Annotated in this window: 13 protein-coding genes; 6 read left to right on the top strand and 7 right to left on the bottom strand. The window is 70.3% G+C overall.

The genetic code is table 11. The features are described from left to right. Positions 1 to 897 precede the first annotated feature (897 nt). The 4 genes from CW362_RS36740 (at position 898) to CW362_RS43570 (ending at position 3,990) form a co-directional block, all read left to right on the top strand. Positions 898 to 2,019 (top strand): hypothetical protein, encoded by a 1,122-nt coding sequence (locus tag CW362_RS36740; RefSeq protein ID WP_103553946.1) that lies wholly within the window; start codon positions 898 to 900, stop codon positions 2,017 to 2,019. 179 nt (positions 2,020 to 2,198) lie between these two features. After that, on the top strand, positions 2,199 to 2,762 hold the full coding sequence (locus CW362_RS36735; RefSeq protein ID WP_240658242.1) for an ATP-binding protein: 564 nt from the start codon (positions 2,199 to 2,201) through the stop codon (positions 2,760 to 2,762). Positions 2,763 to 2,959: 197 nt separating this feature from the next. After that, complete coding sequence (locus CW362_RS36730; RefSeq protein WP_103553944.1) at positions 2,960 to 3,757, top strand: hypothetical protein; 798 nt, start codon at positions 2,960 to 2,962, stop codon at positions 3,755 to 3,757. Positions 3,758 to 3,828: 71 nt separating this feature from the next. Continuing rightward, a complete protein-coding gene (locus CW362_RS43570) occupies positions 3,829 to 3,990 on the top strand; it encodes a hypothetical protein (protein ID WP_162684349.1) in 162 nt (53 codons plus the stop codon). Between the two features lie 18 nt (positions 3,991 to 4,008). Here the strand turns inward: CW362_RS43570 and CW362_RS36725 are convergent, their stop codons facing one another. Together CW362_RS36725 and CW362_RS36720 are read right to left on the bottom strand one after the other, a co-directional pair. Next, a complete protein-coding gene (locus CW362_RS36725; RefSeq protein ID WP_103553943.1) occupies positions 4,009 to 4,458 on the bottom strand; it encodes a hypothetical protein in 450 nt (149 codons plus the stop codon). Then, positions 4,455 to 6,149: a hypothetical protein gene (locus CW362_RS36720; protein ID WP_103553942.1), complete on the bottom strand. Its 1,695-nt coding sequence runs from the start codon at positions 6,147 to 6,149 to the stop codon at positions 4,455 to 4,457. Before CW362_RS36720 ends, CW362_RS36725 begins: the two co-directional genes overlap by 4 nt. Before the next feature lie 406 nt (positions 6,150 to 6,555). Between CW362_RS36720 and CW362_RS36715 the strand changes: the two genes are divergently transcribed. Beyond that, positions 6,556 to 13,446, top strand: coding sequence for a DEAD/DEAH box helicase (locus CW362_RS36715; protein WP_103553941.1), 6,891 nt, complete (start codon positions 6,556 to 6,558; stop codon positions 13,444 to 13,446). Continuing rightward, positions 13,443 to 15,692, top strand: coding sequence for a UvrD-helicase domain-containing protein (locus CW362_RS36710; RefSeq protein ID WP_103553940.1), 2,250 nt, complete (start codon positions 13,443 to 13,445; stop codon positions 15,690 to 15,692). Before CW362_RS36715 ends, CW362_RS36710 begins: the two co-directional genes overlap by 4 nt. Before the next feature lie 33 nt (positions 15,693 to 15,725). On the opposite strand, the gene CW362_RS36705 is transcribed toward CW362_RS36710, so the two are convergent. The 5 genes from CW362_RS36705 to CW362_RS36685 all read right to left on the bottom strand — a co-directional run. Further along, positions 15,726 to 16,670 carry a serine/threonine-protein kinase gene (locus tag CW362_RS36705; RefSeq protein WP_103553948.1) on the bottom strand — a complete coding sequence of 315 codons (945 nt, stop codon included), beginning with the start codon at positions 16,668 to 16,670 and terminating at the stop codon, positions 15,726 to 15,728. Between the two features lie 182 nt (positions 16,671 to 16,852). After that, positions 16,853 to 18,745, bottom strand: coding sequence for a GmrSD restriction endonuclease domain-containing protein (locus CW362_RS36700; RefSeq protein WP_240658241.1), 1,893 nt, complete (start codon positions 18,743 to 18,745; stop codon positions 16,853 to 16,855). A gap of 169 nt (positions 18,746 to 18,914) precedes the next feature. After that, a complete protein-coding gene (oxc, locus tag CW362_RS36695; RefSeq protein ID WP_103553938.1) occupies positions 18,915 to 20,693 on the bottom strand; it encodes an oxalyl-CoA decarboxylase in 1,779 nt (592 codons plus the stop codon). A gap of 32 nt (positions 20,694 to 20,725) precedes the next feature. Continuing rightward, positions 20,726 to 20,989, bottom strand: coding sequence for a formate dehydrogenase subunit delta (locus CW362_RS36690; RefSeq protein ID WP_240658240.1), 264 nt, complete (start codon positions 20,987 to 20,989; stop codon positions 20,726 to 20,728). A gap of 1 nt (position 20,990) precedes the next feature. Beyond that, positions 20,991 to 22,213 (bottom strand): molybdopterin oxidoreductase family protein (locus CW362_RS36685; RefSeq protein ID WP_240658238.1); only part of this gene is annotated, 1,223 nt, incomplete at its 5' end.

Below are 22,213 nucleotides of genomic sequence, written 5' to 3'. Positions count from 1 at the left end.
ACAGGGCTCCTGTGCTGCTGAGTTGAGACGTCGAACACCTCCCTCAACGGCACGGGAGCCCTGTCCGTTGCGTACCCCACTCCGTCACCCGATCAGTGGCCATGCTGAAAACGCTCAGTACTACAGCGGCAGATCATGTGCCCGCCGATCGGTTGTTGCGGTCATGCTGGTGGATGCAATGGACAGGCATATCGGCAAGTGAAACGCGGAGTTGGCCATACCGTTGGGTAGTCCGGATCGACTGCTCGCGCGGCCGGAGCCGCGGGAGGTGTTCGTGGACCTCCTGATCGAGGGCCTTCTGTCGGACTCCCCACACACAAGACACACCTGCGGGCTGACGTCTGGACTACGAGTACGCCTACTTCATCGTCCACGCCATCGCCGGCACCCGCGGCAATCGACCAGGCCGGGATCCGGTGGAAGATCGAAGAGAACGACGAGCAGGGACAAGCAGCCCACCGATCCGCATCGGCACCTGGTCCGCAAGTGGATCTGGTGGCACCACAGCATCGCGCGAGCTTTGCTCTCCGCTCACGATAAGGGCACGTACCGTGCCCATCCCGGACTCGGCACCGCTTCCCCCGCACCGCGCACCGGCGCCCCCGGCATACAGCACCGGTCTGTGCAAGCTCGTACACAAATGAGCCCGACCGCATACCGGGACTTCGCAGCTCCAAATCGCCCTGTGCGAGACGCGGTTCGCCGCAGTGGAGACAGTCACGACCAAGGTCGAAGCTCTGGCACAAATTGCATGATGACCAGCTAAGGTGCGGGTCAACGTGACATGACATCAGCCGGCCCATGTGCTGCCCACTGGTCAACCGTGTTGAGACATCAGCGAGGACGTCCAAGCCTCGCAACCTGGCTACTCGCCGAACCGCCTGGGGGGAACTCGCCGTGATCGAAGCTCCGATGGACGCTGCCGACACCGACGGAGACGACGACGCCGACCGGAAGGTCGTCGAGGAGGAGCGCGCCGAGCTCAAAGAGTTCATCAAGGGGCTCAGCGGGGACGACATCAAGTCGGGCAGCTGGTTCACCAAGCTCTGCGCCCACGCCATGAGTTCCTACACCGAAAAGGTCGACTGGCAGTACTTCCAGGAGCGTTACAAGGGTGTCCCCCCGGATGCCATCGTCGACCAGCGGATCAAGATGGCGTCCCGGTACGCCGCGCTCGAAGGCGGACTCTCCGCCGGGGCCTACACCGCGACCGTCGTCGCCACCCTCGGGAGCGCGGGTGGTGCGTCACCGGCGACCGTCCCGGCCGCCATCACGACCATGATGGTCGACGTCGCGTACATCACCCGGCTCCAGCTCCACCTGGCCTACGACGTCGCTGTCCTGTACCGGGTCCCGCTCGATCTGACCGACCCCGATGACATGTGGAAGCTCATCCGGGTGGCCTTCACGATCAAGAGCGGGGAAGCGGTCCGGGAAGGTGTGACCAAGGCGGTCCCGGCCCTCGTACGACCGCTGATCAGGCGCTTCTACTCCGGGGACGTACTCGCCGCCGCCAAGGCTCTCCCGGTCGTCGGCAAGTACCTCCTGCGGAAGAACATCATCAAGATAGGTATCCCCCTCGTCGGCGTACCCCTCGCCGTGGTCCTGAACCGCTACACCACCCTCCTCGCCGGCCGGCACGCGCAAGCCGTCTTCCGGAACGAGGCGCGGGTGATCGAACTCGCCGAGAACCTGAGCAAGCGGAGCCGGCACCCGCAGTTGATGCTGTGGGCCGCATGGCTCGTCATCAAGGCGAACCGCAAGATCGCCGACGACGAGGCGCTGTTGATGCGGCACTTGGTGAGGGTGGTCCGGGAACGGCATCAGGTGGTCGACGAACAACTCGCGAACCTCGTCGACCTCGACCCCGCCGAGGTGTGGCAGCGCATAGACGCCGAGCCGGGCGATCTGAGCGACGTCCTCGACGCGGCCGACCGGGTGGCCGCGGTGGACGGTGACATCAACGCGCGCGAGAAGGCCGTCATCTCGGAACTCCGGGATCGCTGCTGCCGAGTCTGACGCCGGCGAGGACGCGAGGCGGCCGTCCGGCCACGGGGACCAATCGGCGGAACCGGAACCGGCGTCCTCCGGCGAGTTGACACCACGCCCCCGCAGTGGCCCGCCGCCTCATGTACAGCGTGCTTCCGTACAAGCGTCGCTGCTGGTGGCGGGCCCGGCACGGCCGCGACGCTGAGCCCATGCACACCCCTCGCATCCCGCTCTCCACTCCCCCACGCCCCACAGACGCCGCCGAGTTCGCCATGGCCTTCACCTCCACCCCGCGAGGCGCCCGCCTGGCCCGGCTCTTCGTCTCGCACTGCCTGGACTCCTGGGGGCACCCGTACGACGGCGACGTCAACGAGACGATGACCCTGATCACCGCCGAGCTGTGCGCCAACGCCGTACGGCACGGGCGGGTGCCCGGCCGGGACTTCCACGTCCGGCTTGCCGCCGAGGCGGACGGCGGGCGACTGCGCCTGGAGGTCTCCGACACCCGCACCGAACGCCGACCCGCCGTGGCCACCCCCACGGTCCCCGGCTCCGAGTCCGAGTCTGGCCGTGGCCTCCTCCTCGTCGCCGCCCTGGCCGACGGCTGGGGCGTCACCGACCGTCGTTCCGGTCCCGGCAAGACCGTATGGGCGGTGGTGACCACCGCGTCGGGCGATCGGCCCCGCACCCCTGCGCAGGCGCTCACGCCCACTGCCGCACCCCCTCGGCCTGCCGCCGGGCCGTCCGGCACTCGTGTCCACCGCCGCACGTGACCCCGAGATACGGGGCGACTCCCCGAGGCGGAGGATGAACGAGAACGTCCGAACAGCAGCAACGGCCGGGCCTGCGGGGGCGAAGCAGCGGCAGGCCGGTCCGCGCGTACGGGGGTCCTCCTGCAGACCGCACCGCGACGGCGCGTGCCCCGACGGGGTCAGCTGCGCGTCCGAGTGCGAAAAATAAGGAAGCATCCATGACCACGCCGAATACTTCGATCCTGTTCTACAGGCCCGACAACGGCCAAGCCGGCACGGGCACTCTCTCCGGTGGTCACTGGCAGGCCAAGGCGACGCTGCACCTCCCGACCGGGTACACACACGGCGCCGCGAGCCGCGACTCGCTGTTGCTCTACAACCAGAGCACCGGGGCCGGGGAGGTCGGCACCTTCACAAACGGCACGTACACCCGCGTCAACACCCACGGGTTCGCCCTGAACTGGATCTTCATCGAGGCGTCCAGCGACTCCGTGATCTTCTACAACTCAAGCGGCCGCGGAGTGACGGGCACCCTCAAGAACGGCGCGTTCCAGCAGGTCCGCGTATACGACAACTTCAGCTCGGGCTGGGGCACCATGGCCTCCTCCGGCGACACTCTGGTCTCGGCGGCCCGGCACGGTTCCACCGAGTTCCCCTGGAGCAACGTGGGGTATGGCACCCTCTCCGGCGGCGTCTACACGGACAAGGGCAGCATCCCGAGGGACGCCTTCCTGGGGGAGCTGACCGCCACGAGCGACTCCGTGCTGTCGTGGGCCAGGGCGGGCGGCGAACTCGAGTTCCGGGTGTCCAAGGCTGCCAACGGCACCGGCATCTCCTTCCAGGAGGTCGGAACCTCCGGCCTATGGAGCAAGGTGGGCCGGACGTCGGACAGCCTGTTCTTCTACAAGGACGACGGCACCGCCTGGATCTCGACGCTGGTGAGCGGCAACTACACCAACGTCGGCCCGCTGCCCCAAGTCTCCTCGGGCTGGACCCTCATCGAGGGCGGTGTGTGAGCTCCCGTCCCCGGGCCTGACCCGCTCCACCTGACGCTCGTCAACCGGCTGCGCCCGGAGGAGTTCGTGGTGTGCGACCGCGACGACAACGGGGGCTCGGCCAGCCGGTCTTCCGGGAGAGCGACGGCCCCACGGTCGCCCGAAAGGCTTTGGAACACCGGCTGATCCCTTCGCCACGAGGCAGCAACCGCTCGTACGCGGACTTCGTCGGGGACCTGTCGGACTGGACCTGACCCTCGTACGTCCTGCCCTCAGCCCGCTGCGAGCCCCAGCAGCCCCAGCGCCGTGCTGATCACGGTCAGCACGTTGTTCGCGTCGCCGCAGAAGGTCCTCAGCTTGTTGAGCATCGCGCCCGCCGCGCTGCGGTCCGGTTCCTGGGCAACCTGCTGGTCGCGGAGCACGCCGAGCAGTGCCTCGCACGTCCCGGGGTCGGTGACCTTGTTCCGCTCCGCCGCGAGGGCGTCCGCGAGTTGGTTCATCGTCCGAGCCCAGCGGTCGGCGGTCTCGGGCGCCGAGGCGGTCACCATGCTCTGGCGGGAGTTCCTGGCGTTCGGCTGATTCTGGATGTCGCCGGCGGATCCGTAGTTGATGACTCCTGAGTTGTGGTTGCCCGTGGTCGGCTCGGTGTTCTCGGGCTCGTCCTCCAACTCGTCCTCAAATTCGTCGTCGGGCTCGTCGTCATTGCGGCGAAACGGGTTCACGGTGCGTCTCCTTGGGCCGGAGGTGTCCGGGTCATGGTGGTCGTGGAGTTGCGGGCACCGGGCTGGTTCTGCACATCGCCCATGACGCCCGAGTTGATGACGCCGCTGTTCTGCAGGATGTACGTCGCCTGCTGCACGAAGGCGCTGATGTCGGCGTCGTGGTCCTTCAGGAACCCGAGAGCGGCGCGGAAGACACAGCGCTGCATCCAGTCCACGTACCTGCGGGCATCGTCGTACTGGAGCATGTCGTCCATGAAGTGTGAGGAGTACACCTCGCGCAGGCTCACCGGCCCCTCGCCCGGGTCCGTCGGCGGACGGCGTGAATGCAGGGGCGCGCGCAGACGGTTGACGAGCGCGAAGACGTCCAGCAGCGCGTTGAACACCGTGCGGGCGTGCCACGCGCCCCCGCCGCGCCGCGCCGTCCTCATGCCGGTGCGGAGCGTCGGGTGGACAGGGTTCATGACCTGCGAGCGCAGGGTGATGCGCAGGAAGTGGTGTTCGTAGGCGAAGCTCACGTACAACGCCGCGACAAGTTCGCCGTCCCAGGACACGATCCGGGTGCACAGCATCCGGCGGGCCTCTTTGGGAGCCGCGCTGGCGCCGTCCGCACCGGTGCCGTGCCGGGCGAGGACGAGGAGGGACTCCCATTCGGGGTCGGTGATGTCCTTCCAGCGTTCGGCGGAGACGGCGGCCACGTCGAAGACGTCGAGTCTGTTGTCCGGGTGGTAGGCGGGCCGTTTGTCGAGCAACTCCGTCAGTTCGCCGGCGACATGGCGGTGAAGTTCATCGGGTGTGAAGTCGGTGAAGGCACGGCCCGCCCTGCCGTGCACGATCTCCTCGACACTGCGGAAGGTGCGGCGGACGATCTTCTCCTCCTCCGTCTCGTCGCGCGAGGCGTCCCGGTCGTCCGCCGCCATGACGTCGATGCCGATGGCTTCTTCCGACCACAGGGTGCCCGCGCCCACGAGGTGGTGCAGGGGCTCGGTGCCTCCCCGCAGACGCAGCGCGTACGGCACCACGAGTCCGTCGCGCTCGGGCGGTTCCCTGCGCAGCACGCGACGGCGTCGGGGTCCCACCCACCAGCGCAGGTCGCGAGCCGGGCGCCGATCGGTCCAGCGGGCCCGGCGGAACCGCACGTAGGCGCACAGACGGTCCACGTAACACACGGCCCACGCGCCGCCCACCAGGACGGGCAGTACGAGGGCGAAGCCCGTGGTCCAGCCGGTGACGGCCGCGCCGGCCAGGACCATGAGGAGCAGCACTCGCCTGAAAAGAGTGAGGCTCTCCGCGGTGGCCGCACTCTGCAGGACCGGGGTGAGATGGAAGCCGTGCGGCGGAACGGCATGTCCCCGGGAGACACGGCGGCGCACCCAACGGACGTAGTCGTGGCCGAGGAACACCGGCCACTGGGTGTCCACCGGACGCAGGTCCTCGACGACGGCCCGCAGCGCGCGTTCCCGCTTCTCCCGGTCGCGCCGGGTGAGGAAGATCCACGCCAGCCGCGGCGCGGCGGTCGCATAGCGGGAGATCCAGCGTGCCAGTCTCTCGGCGTGGTCGTCACGCAAGTACGGGGCGGCGCAGAACCAGCCTGTCACGTCCGAGGTCTCCGGTCGGCGTGACGCCTTCTCCTCGTGAGGTGTCTCCTCCCCCGCGCGTTGGTTCGGTACCAGGTGATCGCCCGGCAGCGGCATGACCGGTTCCTTGCGCAAGGCCGTCCACCGCGGTTTCCGCCGAGGCGGTTGAGCGTTCGGCTCCCTGTCCGGTTCGCCGGTGTTCTCCTCCGCACGCTCGAAATCGGTGCCCAGTCCCAACGCTCACGCCCCCCTCAGCTCCCCCACGGTGGAGACAGAGTGGTGGCTGACGGGCCACCGGAGAAGAGGGCGGACGATCCAGCGGCGCGTTTCAAGCCATCGGCATCGCCGGAGCAGCACCCGATTCCCCTGCATGGTTCGCGGTCGAAGTTCGGGATTCGACCAGGTGGGTGTCGTTGTCCGAGGTGGGGGTTATTTTTGATGCCGATCGTCACGATGCCTTCACCGGCTGTCTCGGTGTCACGCACGGACGGTCGCTGTGATCCGACTTGCCCGAAAGGTCCTCGTGAAGCCCACCCTGGCCGCCGCTCAGCTCCGCGGCAGTCTGACGCAGTACCTCACGACGACGTACGCGCTGGCCGACGAGGACACGCGGCTCGCGCTGGAGCGGTTCCTCGGGGACCCGGAGACGGGCATCTTCCGGGGGCCGTACCTGCGGATCAGGACGCCGTTCCACCCCGCCGACGACGGGTGGCGGTCGGCGCTGGAGTGGCAGCCGTCGTTCACGCCGTGGCGGCACCAGGCGAAGGCGTGGGAGCGGCTGAGCACGTACCGGGGTGCGGCCGAGCCCACGCTCGTGACGACCGGCACCGGGTCCGGCAAGACCGAGTCGTTCCTGATCCCCGTGCTCGACCACTGCCGACGGCAGAAGGCTCTGGGCCGACGCGGGGTGAAGGCCGTGCTGCTGTACCCGATGAACGCGCTCGCCACCGACCAGGCCGGCCGTATCGGCGACTACCTGACGCAGCCGGAACTGGCCCAGGTGACGGCCGGTCTCTACATCGGGGACAAGCCGGACACGGACTTCCGGCGGGTGATGACCCGGCGCGAGGAGATGCGCCAGTCGCCGCCGGACGTGCTGATCACCAACTACAAGATGCTGGACCTGCTGCTGCAGCGGGCCGAGGACCTGCCGCTGTGGGAGGGCGCCGACCCGGCGTACGTGGTGCTGGACGAGTTCCACACCTACGACGGCGCGCAGGGCACCGACGTGGCGATGCTGCTGCGGCGGCTGGCGGCGGCCGTGGGGGCCTCGAAGCCGGAGCGTCCGCTCGGGTCGATCTGCCCGGTGGCGACCTCGGCGACCCTCGGCGAGGGCGGGGGCGACACCGGCGGCATCCTCACCGTCGCCGAGCAGGTGTTCGGTGTGCCGTTCGGTCCGGACGCGGTGATCGGCGAGGAGCGGCTGAGCGCCGACGACTTCGTCGGCGACATCGACTACGAGCTGCCCGAACCTCCCACCCCCAAGGAGGTCATCGACGTCTCGGGCGGACCGGGCGTCGAGTCCGACCCGGACCGCCTCGACCTGGACGGACTCGCCGAACGGCTGCTGGGGCGGCGCGGCCTGGACGCCTTCCAGATCGGACGGCTGCTGAAGAAGCACGACTTCACCCACGGCGTGCTCGCGCTGCTGAACGGCGAGCCGCTCGACGAGTGGGGACTGCGGGACCGCATGGCCCGCTTCGGGTACGCGTGGGCGCGCACCGCACGGGAGAACCCGCGGCTCGCGCTGGAGGCGCTGTCGCGGTTCGTGGCGCTGCTGTCGTCCGCGCGGGACCCCGGGTCCGACGAGCGCAGGCCGCGTCCGCTGCTGCACATCGAGGCGCACCTGTGGGTGCGGCCGGTGGGGCGGGTGCTCGGCGGGGTGGGTGCCCGGCCGGAGTTCCGCTGGTACGAGGACGAGCGGACCGTTGCGCGGCGTTCCGCGCTCACCGCTGCGTCCGCGTCCGAGGAGTCGTCCGACGGCGACGAATGGCCGACGGCGGACTCGCGGCGGCCGCAGGCGCTGCCGGGTTCGGACACCGTGCAGCGGCCGGCCCAGGCCCATCTGCCCGCGGTCTACTGTCGTGTGTGCGGCCGCTCGGGCTGGGCGGCGCTGTCCCCGGAGGCCGATCCGCAGAAGCTGGAGACCAGCCCGTTGCGGATCTGGCAGGCCGCGGTCGGACGTGACAAGCGGCGGCTGCGGTACTTCATCTCGGCGACTCAGGCCGAGGCGCGGGACGCCCTCGCGGCGCTCACCGGCACGGCGCCGAAGCAGGCCGGTGGTGTCGACCCGCAGTCCGTGGTGGTGCTGGACGGGGCGCAGAGCACCTACCGTCTGCCGGTGGCCGAGGACGGGGAGGCACTGCAGGACGCGTGGTTCGCGCGGGCGATCCTGGACAAGAAGACCGCCGACCAGGCCGCCAAGGACGACACCTGCCCGGCGTGCAACACCGACAACGGCATCAGGTTCCTGGGCACCGCGCTCGCCGCGCTGGCCTCCGCCACGGTCACCCAGCTGTTCACCGGCGGCCAGGAGATCGCGCTGGCGCCGGAGGAGCGCAAGACGCTGCTGTTCAACGACTCCACGCAGGACGCGGCGCACCGCGCCGGATACGTCGCCAACGCCTCGTACAAGTTCTCGCTGCGCTCGCTGCTGGCGCACCAACTGGACGACACCGGTGCGCCGGTTCCACTCAACGACCTCATCGGCGAGGTCCTGGACTCCGTGGACGACCCGCAGACGCTGGCCGCGGTCGTCCCGCCGGACCTGCACGACGAACCCGGCGTGGACCGGCTCCTTTCAGGGCGCGGCACCGGGGACGCGCGGACCTGGAAGCTCATCGGCGAACGGCTCGCCTTCGCGACCGTCATGGAGTTCGGGCTGCGCTCGCGGCTCGGGCGCACCCTGGAGCTGACCCGGACCACGGCCGCGGAGGTGGTGATCGCCGAACCGGACCGGATCGTCGCGCTCGCCCGTGACCTGCACCTCGCGCTGCCGGGCCAGCTGGGTCTTGACGGCGGCATGCCCACGCCCGAGCGGTACCTGGCGTACGTGCGGGGACTGCTGGAGCGGGTGCGGCTGCGCGGCGGCGTGCGGCACCGGTGGCTGGACACCTGGATCAGGGAAGCGGGCGTCAACCAGTACCTGATCTCCGGACAGCGGCCGGAGGGGATGCCTGCCTTCCCCGAGGGGTACGTGGCGCCGCCGAGGTTCCTGCTCGCCGGGCCCAAGGAGAAGACGAAGTTCGACACGATCACCGGTCGCGGCAACTGGTACCAGGACTGGACGCGGCGCTGTCTCGGCCTGGACCCGGCGCAGGCGACCGAGTACCTGCGCAGACTGTTGCCGGTCCTCACGGACGAGGGCGTGCTGTCGGCGCGCACCGCCAAGGACCGCACGACACGTGTCTACGGGCTGCAGCCGGGCCACATCCAGGTGCGGTTGCTGACGGACGACCTGGTCAACAAGGCGTTCGTGTCCTGCGAGGAGTGCGGCTGGCAGCAGGTGGTGGTGCCCGAGCGGCGCACCCGCTGGTACGGGCACCCCTGCCCGCGTTGGCGCTGCACCGGCGTCCTCACCCCTCCCCAGGAAGGCATGTCGTCGACCGGGGCGGGCAGCGGCGGCTTCGGCGGGAAGCTGGAGCGTGACTACCGGGCCGACTACTACCGCCGTCTGTATCTGACCGGCGGCACCTACCGGGTGGTCACCGCCGAGCACACCGGCATGCTGACCCGGCCCGAGCGGGAGCGCGTGGAACGGACCTTCCGGCAGGGCACCCACTACACCGACCCCAACGTGCTCTCCTGCACGCCCACCCTGGAGCTGGGAATCGACATCGGCGACCTGTCGGCGGTGCTGCTCGGCTCGCTGCCGGGCGGCCCGGCGAACTACGTGCAGCGTGCCGGACGCGCCGGACGCAGGACCGGCAACGCCTTGGTGGTCGCCTTCGGCGGACGCCGGGCCCGCGACCGGTACTACCTGGACGACCCGACCGAGATGATCGCCGGTGACATCGTGCCGCCGGGCTGCTACCTGTCGGCCGTCGAGATCCTGCGCCGCCAGTACACGGCCCACTTGTTGGACAGAGCGGCGCGCGGCGAGCTGACGACGGCGGACGGTGAGCTGCTCATGCCGGTGCCGCGCCTGTCGTCGGCGCTGTTCGGCACGACCGGCTGGTGCCAGGACCTGTCGGACGCGGCGCTCACCCACGGGGCGCGGCTGGTGGAGGAGTTCCTGGCGCTGTTCCCGCAGGCGCCCGGCGGCCCGGACGACGACCGAGGGGTGTCCACGCACGCGGCGGACGAACTGCGCGCCTACGCCACCGGCGGCATCGCGCGCGCCCTCCAGGAGGCCGAGGAGGAGTGGACGGTGCGCCGCGAGGAACTGCGCCGCCGCATCGCCGCCATCGACACCGCCGTGGACGGGCTGCTCGCCGAGGACCGTGAACAGGGCGCCGAGCGGCGCGAGCTGCTCGCGGAGCGGCGCGCCACCGGTGAGCTGCTGCGCGAGCTGAGCCAGACCAGCGCGCACGGCACCCTCGTCGAACTGGGCCTGCTGCCCAACTACAGCCTCACCGACACGACGACCTCGCTGGAGGCCACCCTCTACTGGAAGGAGGCCGCCGGGGACGACGAGGGCACGGAGGCCCCGGGGGGCGAGGACGAGCGCCGGGAGTGGGTGTACCGCAGCGAGGTGCGCGACTACGAGCGCTCCCGCAAACTGGCCCTGACCGAACTCGCGCCCGGCAACAGCTTCTACGTCAACGGCTACCGGCACGTCGTGCGCGCCCTCGACATCGGCAGCCCGGAGCGGCGTGCCTGGGCGGTGTGGCGCCTGTGCCCGGCCTGCGGGTACGCGCGCACGCACGGCGACCCGAAGAACGACACCTCGCCGTGCCCCCGGTGCGGTTCCCGGGAGATCGCCGACGCGGGATGCGTGCACCACGCGCTGGAGCCCCGGCGGGTGATGTCCCGGGACAAGCGGGACGACGCCCGGGTGCGGGACGACCGTGACGAGCGGGACCGGAGGCGGTACGCGGTCCTCACCACGGTCGACATCGACCCGGCGCATCTGGCGGCCGGATCGTGGCGGCACGACACCGCGGTCTTCGGCGCCGACTTCACGCGCAGGGCCGTCGTCCGCACCCTGAACCTGGGGGTCGATCGGCAGGACGGCAGCAGCACGGTTCCACTGGCCGGTGACGACGTGCGCCTGAACCCGTTCTACGTGTGCACCAGTTGTGGTGGGGCGACGGCCGACGGGCGGCCGGTCGTCGACCAGTCGCAGCACGCGCTCACCGCCTCGCTCGCCCGCTCCACCCGTGCGAGCGCCCACCACCAGCTGTGGTGCCCGCGCCGACGGCTGCGCGGCAGCAGCGAGGAGCAGGGCGCCGGTACGGACGTGCCGCTGCTGCTGGCGCACGAGCTGTCGACGGAGGCCGTACGCATCCTGCTGCCGGCGTCCGTCGCGCGGGCCAAGGAGCGGCTCGCCTCGTTCACCGCCGCGCTGTTCGCGGGCATCGCGGCCCGCTACGGCGGCGATCCCGACCACATCGACATCACCGACGCGTCCATGCCGGACGGCGAGGACCGCGACTGGCCGCGGCGGTTCCTCGTGGTGTACGACCGGCTGCCCGGCGGCACCGGGTACCTGCACCGCCTGGCGACCTCCGACGGCTTCCGCGAGGTCCTGCTGAAGGCCCGTGAGGTGATCGAGAGCTGCGGCTGTCTGAGGAAGGGCCTCGACGGCTGTCACCGCTGCCTGCTGCGCCGCGTGCCGCCGGCCGACTACGACAAGGTCAGCCGCAACGAGGTCCGGCAGATGCTGGACGAGCTGCTCGGCGCGGACGGTGAGCGCTGGCACACCTCGCCCGTCGCCACCACCCAGCACATCCCGATGCACCGGCAGGCCGAGAGCGACCTCGAAGTCCTGTTCATCGACACCCTGCGGGAGTGGGCCGCGCTCCCGGAGAGCCGTGCGAGCGGCGACGCCTACATAACACCGGCTGGCACCCACGCGCTGGACCTGCGGCTGACCGCGGCCGACGGCACCACGCTGAGCTGGCGGGTGTCGCAGCAGCGCGTCCTCGACGGCACCCGCCCCGACGTCCTGTTCGAGCGGGTCGACGCGCCCGGCCCGCGCGTGGCGCTCTACCTGGACGGCTACGAGTTCCACGCCGGCCGGGAGCACAACCGGGTCGGCGACGACGCCGACAAGCGCACGCGGCTGCGCGCGGAGGGACTCAGGGTCTTCCAGCTCACCTACGGCGACGTCAAGGAGTGGCAGCGCCGTGTCCGGGACACCGGCTACGCGGGCGCCGGCCCGTCCGACCCGGTGTGGGAGCCGTACGGCGAGCAGGCGCGCGGCAAGGCACGCGACTACTACGCCAGGGTGCGGGGCGGGCTGCCCGGTGAACTCGCGGAGACGGTGTGGGTCAACCCGGCCGTGCAGCTCGTGGAGTACCTGCGCCGGCCGGACGCCGAGCGCTGGCAGTGGCGGGCGGAGGCGGCCCTCGCGGGCTTCATGGGTGACGGGACTCGCCCCGTCGCGCTGTCACCGGACATGCTCGGCGAACAGATCACGGCGGCGCTGCACGGTGGAACGCCCACGGGGCCGCGCGGCCCGGTGCAGCTGTTCACGGTCACCGACCGTTCGGGGCTGCCCCTGGTCCTCGCCGCGGACGGCCGGGTGAGACCCCCCGCGTGGACCGGTGTCTGTCTCCTCGACGACGCACCGGGCGTACATGCCCAGGAGGAGGCCCACAAGCGCCGCTGGCGGGCCTGGCTGTACTGGTCCAACCTGCTCCAGTTCCTGGACGGCGGCGGCGGTGACGCCGTCCAGCTGACGACCGGTCACCTCGACGGATTCCCCGTCGAGACCCTGGCGGTCACCGGCGGCAGCGGCGTCCTGGACAGTGTCCGCGCCACGCTCACCGCCGACGCCACGCCCGTGCCTGCCGGGACCGCCGCGCCCCTGCCGCAGGCCCCGGCCACGGAGGAGACGCCTGCCGCGGGCGTCCGGGACGCGGCATGGGACCAGGTCGTCGAATACCTCGACCCGGACGAGCCCGGCCTGCACGCACTCGTCGAGGCCCTCGCCGCGCGCGGTGTCCCGGTTCCCGAGGCCGGCTACGAACTCGACGACCACGGCTGGCCGGCCGAGCTGGCCTGGCCCGCCGCACGCGTCGGTGTCGTCCTCGCCCCGAGCCCACCGAAGGGCGAGGACGAGGATCCGGAGGCCGTGGACCGCGACCGGGCGTTCGCCGCGGCCGGCTGGGAGGTGCGGCCCGCCGCCGACTGGACCGCCCATGACATCGCGGACCGCCTCGACGGCGCACCGCCGTCCGGCGACCGGGGACACCGTGCCCCGCTCGACGGCACCACCACAGAGAACGGGAAGAACGGACGACAGTGACCGGCAAGAACGTGACGCTGCGCCTGCTCGACAAGGCGGACCGGGAGATCCTCAAACTCCCCCGGCCGGTCAAGGGCGCGATCTACGACTTCCAGCACAAGTTCAAGACCAACCCCGACTCCGCGGGACTGCGTCTCAAGCAGTTGCAGGGTCACGACAAGCTGCACTCGGCGCGCGTCAACGACGAGTACCGTGCGTTGCTGCTGCGCCTGGCCGACGACGACTGGCTGATCGTCTCGGTGAAGCACCGCAAGGACGTGTACGCGCACCTGGACCGGCTCACCTACTCGGTGAACCGCGTCACCGGCGGCATCGAGTACGTGGACCTACAGGTCGTGCAGGAGGAGGTACTCAGGCCCCCGGCCCCGCGGACCGCCGAACCTGCCGCACCCGTCGAGCCGGCCGCGCCGCTGCCGCTGTTCGCGAAGTGGTCGGAACAGCAGCTCACCGACCTGGGTGTGGCCCCGTCCCTCGTCCCGGTCGTCGCCGCGCTGACCACCGAGGACCAGCTCCTCGGCCTCGTCGAATACGCGCCGCAGCTCTCCGGCGAGGTACTGCTGGCGCTGTACGACGGCAAGGAGTACGACGACGTCCTGGAGCAGGTCACCGCTCCCGTCGCGGTACCGGAACCCGTGGACCCGGAGGACTTCCGGGCCGCCGCCGAACGTCCCGCCACCATCGTCACCACGACCGACGACGCGCTGCGGGAGGCGCTGGAGGGCGAGGACTTCGGGCGCTGGAAGGTGTTCCTGCACCCCACGCAGGCCAAGCTCGTCTCGCGGGACTACAGCGGTCCGGCCCGGGTGGGCGGCGGGCCCGGCACCGGCAAGACGATCGTGGCGCTGCACCGGGTCAAGCACCTGGTCGAGCGGCTCCCGGCCGGCCGGAACAAGCCGGTTCTGCTGACCACGTACAACAAGAATCTCGCAGCTGACCTGCGGTCGCGGCTGCTCGCCCTGGGCGGCGAGGCGCTGCTGTCGCGGGTCGAGATCAGCCACGTCGACCAGCTCGCCCTGCGCACGGTCCGGGAGGCGGAGCCCGGCAACCGCAAGCGAATCATCGACGAGGCGCAGGCGGTCCGCGAATGGCGCTCGCTCCTGGACGAACTCGGCGAGGACGGCTGGGACGCAGAGTTCCTGCACGACGAATGGACCCAGGTGATCCTCGGCCAGGCCGTCACCTCCCGCACCGACTACTTCCGGGCGCGCCGTGCCGGTCGCGGACGCACGGTCAGTCGGCCCGAGCGCGCCGAGATCTGGCAGCTTGCCGAACGGTTCGCCCAGCGCCTGGACCGGCTCGAGGTCCAGACCTGGGACCAGATCGCGGAGCGCGCGGCCCAGCTGGAGACGGGACGCGCCCGGCGCATCCAGACCATCGACCGGCAGCGCGAGGAGGCTGGCGGCCTCGACAACATCCACGTGGCCGACGGTTCGGGCGGCTGGCTGCGCTACCGGTACCGGCACATCGTGGTGGACGAGGCCCAGGACCTGCGGCCCGCGCACTGGAAGATGCTGCGCGCGATGACCGCTGCGGACCGCAACGACCTCTTCCTGGTCGGTGACACCCACCAGCGCATCTACAAGAACCAGGTGACGCTCGGCAGCCTCGGCATCAATATCCGCGGCCGGTCGTCGAAGTTGTCGTTGAGCTACCGCACCACCCGGCAGATCCTGCGCTCAGCGCTGAACGTGCTGGGCGACGAGACGTACGACGACCTCGACGGCGGCGGCGAGACGCTGGCCGGGTACAGGTCCGTGCTCAGCGGCGCCGTGCCCGACCTGCACCGGCTGAGCGACTGGGAGGCCGAGCGCGAGGCGATCGCCGTGCTGATCGAGTCCTGGGGCCAGGTGCCGCACGAGCAGATCGCCATCGCCGTGCCGAGCAACGACATGGCGCGCGAAACCGCGTACACGCTGCGCCAGCACGGCATCCATGCGCTGGAGATCGGCCCGGACGGGCCCCGCGGCGACAGCGGCGTCCACATCGGCACGATGTTCCGGTTCAAGGGGCTCGAGTACCAGCACATGATCATCGCCGGGGTGACCGACGGACTGGTGCCGCACGCGAGCGTCCGGCAGCGGCAGACCAGCGACCCGGCGCGGTACCGGACGGAGATGCAGCGCGCCCGGTCCCTGCTCTTCGTGGCGGCCACGCGCGCCCGGGACAGCCTGGACGTCTTCTGGCACGGGGAGCCGAGCCCGTTCCTCCAGGAGCTGATCAGGGTTCGGCCGCCGGCCGCGGCCTGACCGGAGCCGGGGTCGTGCCGCGGTTCGCCTCGGCTAGCGCGGCATGACCGGCCCCTGGGGCACGATGAAGGGTCGCCGGGGATCCTCCGGCGGCATCCTGCGGATCGCGAGTGCCGGATCGGGGGCCGGCAGGTACGGTGCGAGGGCCGCGTAGACCTCCGTCGCGTCGTCGGGACGGTCCTCTGGACGCTTGGCGAGCAGTCCGTGCAACAGGTCCTGGAGCGCGGCCGGGGCGTCGACGCCGCAGTCGGCCAACCGGGGCGGGGCAACGGTGAGATGCCGGGTCACCAGCTCGGCGGGCCCCTCGCCGGAGAAAGGAGGTCGGCCGGTGAGCATGTGGTGCAGCAGGCATCCCACCGCGTACAGGTCGCTGCGACCGTCCAAGGGCTTTTCGCCGGTCAAGAGCTCGGGTGAGGCGTAGGTGACGTTGCCGAGCGTCTCCCCCGTCATGGTGAGCCGCGGGTCGGCGTCCGAGAGGACCTTCACGAGGCCGAAGTCGAGGATTTTCACCAGACCGCTGCCCCGGACCATGACGTTCTGCGGCTTGAGGTCCCGGTGCACGAGTCCGACCGCGTGTGCGGCGGACAGCCCCGAGCACAGTTGCGCGGCGGCGGCAGCCGCGGCGGGCACGAGCAGGCGTCCGTCGTCGGCGCCGTCGATGACGTTGTCGAGGGTCGTCCCGTCGACGAGCTGCATCACCAGACAGCAGACGTCCTCGGTGACGGCCGCGTCGTACACGGTGGTGATGTTGACGTGGTCCAGGCCGGCGGCGGCCTTGGCCTCCCTCTCGAAGCGCGCCAGGGCGGTGGGACGCCAGTCCGGCAGGGCCAGGAGATCAGTGGCCACGGTCTTGACCGCGACAAGACGCTCCAGATACACGTCCGTCCCCTGCCAGACCTGTCCCATGGCTCCCCTGCCCAGGATCCGGTCCAGCCGGTACCTGCCGCGCAGAACCTTGCCCGCGGCGAACTGCTCCACGTCCACTTCCTCCGATGAGCGCCGGGGGTGATGTCGGTGCACGAACCGTCCGACCAGCGACTCGCCATCGACGGCCCGCGCGGGAGTAGTCAACCAGCCCCGTCACCGAGGCGGAACGCACCCATCTGGACGAGGGGCTGCCCCAGACGCCGAACAACCGCTGCCTGCTCGGGAGCGCTCCGTCAACGAATGCTCTGCAGGAGCTTCCCCGTCGCCGTTACGTACCAGAAGGACCAGCCGTTGCGCTGCGGCCTGACATGCGGGTTGAGGGCCATCACCACGGCGACCGCCGCTCCGCTGGGACTCTCGTACGCACCCTGGCCGGGGCCGGATGGAATGGTCACTCCTCGCGAGGACGGGTCGTAGTAGCCGGCGACATGCCGACCGTCGTAAACGGCATGGACCTCAACGCCGTTTTCCGTGCGGAGCTCTTGCACCTCCGCTCCGACAAGAGTGGGCGCGGTGGTGTCCTCCGCGATCACCTCTTCGTCGGCCGGCAGCTCGTCGACGTCCCGGTCGGCGGTTTGGCCCGCACCGGCAGAAAGCCCCAGCATCTCGTTGAGGACGGCTGCCAGCAAGCGCCTGCGCGCGGCCAGGAAATCGGGGAATCGGTCGAAGGACCGCAGGTCCGGATCGTCGGGGATCCACTGCTCGGCCAAGCGCTCCGGCGCGATCCCCACCGTGTATTCGGCAGGCAGCTTGGAGGAGATCATCTTGTTCGTCTGGCCGGTCACGAAGGCCAGATTGGCGAGGCTGTTCCATTCCTCCTTTGCGTACGCTGTCTGAACTCGGGCGCGTGGGAAGACGTGATGGAATTCGATCTTGGCGCCGCTGGTCATCGGCTGATCGCTGATGGCGATGTTGGTGGCCCAGTCCCGCGCCCTGCCCCGCAAGGCGGCGATGTAGAGCAGCCGGAAGAAGGGATGTGTGGAGTACTTCTGTTCCAGGTCCCTCGCGTGGAGGGGACTGTCCGCGGACCGGGTGCCGGAAGCGCGGCGGATGAGCTCGGTGAACAGGTCCTCCCCGCCTCGCGCTCTGATGAGCCTGGCCTCCGCGTCCAGCTTGCCCTCGACCTGCAGCGAGTAGTGGCTGAAGCCCATCGCCGTGTACACCCACCGGCGCAGCTGCTGCGCTTCTCCCGGATGCAGCTTGCCGTCGCGGTGGTGCAGCAGAAGGGCCGGCACGATGGCGACATTCGGTGACGAGAGGATCTCGGAACGGGGGATCGAGCATTCCCCGCGCAGGAAGTCGACGGCGAAGCGCAAGGCTCGCTCCGTGGCCTGCCATGCTTCCTTCAGGGCCGCCTCGTCCACGTCGGCTCCGATGAGCTTGATGTGGTGGGCGCCGGTTCCCGCGAGCAGACTCATCAGCCGAAGGACGGCTTCCCGGTTCAGCGCGAAGTTGCTGTCCTGGAGTTCCTGGTGGAAGGCATCCATGGTGTCCAGCCCGTCGGCCCAACGGGCTGCGATGGCGCTGTACACGAGATCGCCCTTGGACAGTCGCCGGCCGCCCTTGTTGAGCCGGGCGAAGACCTCGGCCACTTCCTCGTAGTCGTCGGACTCATAGGTGATGACGGCGATCTGATGATGCCGAATGCCATTCACCTTCTCCATGCGTCGTGTCCACGCGCCGAAGTTCTCATCCTCGAACGAGACTCCGGCCTTGAGCAGGAGTTGATAGAACTGCGTGCCTGCCTGCAACAGCGTCGACACCGGAAACAGCAGCGGATCCTTGCGCTGTACCGCGCTGGGATTGACGAACTCCTCGGTGCGCACGTCGAAACGAAGGTCGATGAGACGGCCGTCCGCCTTCGACTCCGGTCGGTACACCCAGGCAAGTGAAGTCAGCCGCTGCTGACCGTCCAGCAGATAGAGGGGCTGGTGCACCGACTTCGACGCCTGGACCACGGCAGCCGTCTTGAAGGGGACGGCCAGGTTCGTCTTCCAGAGCAGCAGTGCGCCGACCGGGTATCCCCGGTAAAGGGAGTCGAAGAGGTCACGTACGTCGGGCCTCATCCATACGAAGTCCCGCTGGATCGAGGGAATGACGACCCTGCCGTTCAGAAGGTCTTCCACCTGGGAAATGAACGTCTCGTTCGCCAGCCCCACACTTCCCCCAACCCGCACGCGTCTTTGCCGGGCCCAGGGTATCCATCGTCAGGTTCTTTTGTGGGGCCGACCAATGAGAACGGTGATCGTCGAAGTGCATTCGACGGGGTGCCCGTGTCACTGGTCGGCACGTAAATCAGCTGTTCACACGGGAAGTTCGCTCACCTCCCCCCGACCCGATGTTCCCCCCGGTGATCCCCTTCGGGTTCAGGTGGGCGATGTGGCCGCTCTCCGTTCCGGCGGAGGGGTCGATGACGCAGTCGATCAGTGCCGGGCCGCCGGAGGCCAGGGCCTCGGTGAGGGCGGCGGTGACCTCGGCGGGCGTGGTCGCGCGGTAGCCCCTGCCGCCGAACGCCTCGATCATCCGGTCGTGGCGGGCCGCGGACATGAGGGTGGTCGGGGAGGGCGCGTCGCCGAGGGGGTTGACGTCGTCGCCGCGGTAGACACCGCCGTTGTTCATGACGACCGTGACGACGGGCAGCCCGTACCGGCAGATCGTCTCCAGTTCCATGCCGCTGAACCCGAAGGCGCTGTCGCCCTCGACGGCGACGACCGGGGCGCCTCCGCTCTCGACGGCGGCGGCGATCGCGTAGCCCATGCCGATGCCCATGACGCCCCAGGTGCCGCTGTCGAGGCGGTGCCGCGGTACGTGCATGTCGATGACGTTGCGCGCGATGTCCAGGGCGTTCGCGCCCTCGTTGACGATGTACGTCTCCGGGTGCTCGCGCACGACGTCGCGTACGGCCTTCAGGGCGCCCATGAACTGCATGGGATGCGGGTCCGCCTTCAGCCGCTCCGCCATCTTCGCCACGTTCTGCGCCGACCGCGCGCCCAGTTCCGCGCGCCAGGCGGCGGGGGCCGTGATCCGGCCGGGCTTGGCGCGCTCGGCGATCGCCTCCAGCACCGACTCGATGTCGCCGACGAGCGGGGCCGCGACGGGCTGGTTGCTGTCCATCTCCCGGGCCTCGATGTCGACGTGGATGAACCGGGCGCCGGGGTTCCACTGCGGTGCCTGACCGTGGTTCAGCAGCCAGTTGAGGCGGGCGCCGACGAGCATCACGACGTCGGCCTTCTTCAGGGCCAGCGAACGGGCGGTGGCCGCCGACTGCGGATGGTCGTCGGGCAGCAGGCCCTTGGCCATCGACATCGGCACGAACGGGATGCCGGTGGACTCCACGAACTCGCGGACGCGGTCGTCGGCCTGCGCGTACGCGGCGCCCTTCCCCAGTACCAGCAGCGGCCGTTCGGCGCCCGCCAGCAGTTCGACGGCGCGGTCCACCGCCTCGGGCCCGGGGAACTGGCGCGGCGCCGGATCGACGAGGCGGCTCAGCGTCCTCGCGCCCGCCTCCGCGTCCATGACGGAGCCGAGCACCGCGGCGGGGATGTCGAGGTACACCCCGCCGGGGCGCCCGGAGACCGCGGTGCGCAGCGCGCGGGCGATGCCCCGGCCGATGTCCTCGACGCGGCTCACCCGGTAGGCGGCCTTGCAGAACGGCTGCGCGGCGGCGAGCTGGTCCATCTCCTCGTAGTCGCCCTGCCTGAGGTCGACCAGGTGCCGCTCGCTGGAGCCGGAGATCTGCACCATGGGGAAGCAGTTGGTGGTGGCGTTGGCCAGGGCGACCAGACCGTTGAGGAATCCGGGCGCGGACACGGTCAGACAGATGCCGGGCTTCTTGGTCAGGAAGCCGGCGGCCGCGGCCGCGTGACCCGCGTTGCTCTCGTGCCGGAAGCCGATGTAGCGGATGCCCCGCGCCTGCGCGAGACGGGCCAGGTCGGTGATCGGGATGCCGACGACCCCGTAGATCGTGTCGATGTCGTTCATCCGCAGCGCGTCGACGACCAGGTGGTACCCGTCGGTGAGCTCGGTCCGCAGGTCGGCGTCCGCCGTGGTCTCCGGTGTCGAGGTGGTGGTCATGGTCCGGGATCCTCCTTGGGCAGGTCCTGTCGTCACGGTTGTTCCTCTCTCGCCTTCCGCGGCCCGCGCTCCCGCGTCCGGGACCCGCGCAGGAGCCGTACCGCCGCGATCACCAGGGGGTGCAGTCCCTCGGCTCCGGCGTCGGCGTGCGCGAGGAGCCGGGAGCGCATGCGGGGGTCCCAGAAGCGGCCGATGTGATCCGCGACGGCCGCCACGGCCGACTCCTCGGGCAGGTGGCCGAGGTTGGCGGCGATGTCGTTGGCCATGCGGCGCTCCGGGGGCACGGTCGCCGTCATGTCAGTCCACCGCCGTGAGGACGTCGCCGGCGGCCGGCTCCGGCGCCCCTCCCCCGGCCCGTCCGGCAGGCTCGTCCCCGGCCCGTTCCGGTGTCCCGTCGCCGTGTCCGAGCGGGTGGGCGAGTCCGACCTGGACGGCGGTCACCTTGTACTCGGGGCAGTTGGTCGCCCAGTCCGAGTTCTCGGTGGTCACCACGTTGGCGCCGGTCACGGGGTGGTGGAACGTGGTGTACACGACACCGGCCGGCATCCGGTCGGAGATCTCCGCCCGCAGCGTCGTCCGTCCGACCCGGCTGGCCAGCGTCACCAGCGCGCCGTCGGTGATGCCGCGGACCTCGGCGTCGTGCGGGTGCAGCTCCAGGACGTCCTCGGAATGCCAGGCGACGTTGCCGGTGCGCCGGGTCTGCGCGCCGACGTTGTACTGGCTGAGGATGCGCCCGGTGGTGAGCACCAGCGGGAAGCGGCGGGTGCTGCGCTCGTTGGTCGGCACGTACGCGGTGACGACGAACCGGCCCTTGCCGCGCACGAATGCGTCGACGTGCATCACCGGTGTCCCCTCGGGGGCGGAGGCGTTGCACGGCCACTGCACGCTGCCCAGTTTGTCGAGCAGGCCGAAGGACACGCCGGTGAACGTCGGGGTGACGGCGGCGATCTCGTCCATGATCGCGGCCGGACGGTCGTACGCCATCGGGTAGCCCATGGCGGTGGCGATCTCGCACACGATCTGCCACTCGTGCCTGCCCGTCCTCGGCTTCATCACCGCGCGCACCCGGTTGATCCGGCGTTCGGCGTTGGTGAACGTGCCGTCCTTCTCCAGGAAGGAGGCGCCGGGCAGGAAGACGTGCGCGAACCTGGCGGTCTCGTTGAGGAACAGGTCCTGCACGACGACGAGTTCCATCGCCTCGAGGGCGGCGGTGACGTGCTGGAGGTTGGGGTCGGACTGCGCGATGTCCTCGCCGTGCACGAACAGGCCGCGGAACGTCCCGTCGATCGCGGCGTCGAACATGTTGGGGATGCGCAGTCCGGGTTCGGCGAGGAGGGTGCCGCCCCACAGGTTCTCGAACACCTCGCGGACGGCGTCGTCGGACACATGGCGGTAGCCGGGCAGTTCGTGCGGGAAGGAACCCATGTCGCAGGAGCCCTGCACGTTGTTCTGCCCGCGCAGGGGATTGACCCCGACGCCGTCACGGCCGATGTTGCCGCAGGCCATCGCCAGGTTGGCCA

The sequence above is a fragment of the Streptomyces populi genome (assembly GCF_002911015.1).
GTDB classification, from domain to species: Bacteria; Actinomycetota; Actinomycetes; order Streptomycetales; family Streptomycetaceae; genus Streptomyces; species Streptomyces populi.
This window is presented reverse-complemented; position numbering and strand designations above follow the sequence as displayed.

What these genes read in the sequence shown, in the direction of transcription:
- CW362_RS36735 (WP_240658242.1), top strand. Translation starts at nt 2,199, where the DNA reads ATGCACACCCCTCGCATCCCGCTCTCCACTCCCCCACGCCCCACAGAC.
- CW362_RS36730 (WP_103553944.1), top strand. Translation starts at nt 2,960, where the DNA reads ATGACCACGCCGAATACTTCGATCCTGTTCTACAGGCCCGACAACGGC.
- CW362_RS36720 (WP_103553942.1), bottom strand. Translation starts at nt 6,149, where the DNA reads ATGCCGCTGCCGGGCGATCACCTGGTACCGAACCAACGCGCGGGGGAG.
- oxc (WP_103553938.1), bottom strand. Translation starts at nt 20,693, where the DNA reads ATGACCACCACCTCGACACCGGAGACCACGGCGGACGCCGACCTGCGG.
- CW362_RS36690 (WP_240658240.1), bottom strand. Translation starts at nt 20,989, where the DNA reads ATGACGGCGACCGTGCCCCCGGAGCGCCGCATGGCCAACGACATCGCC.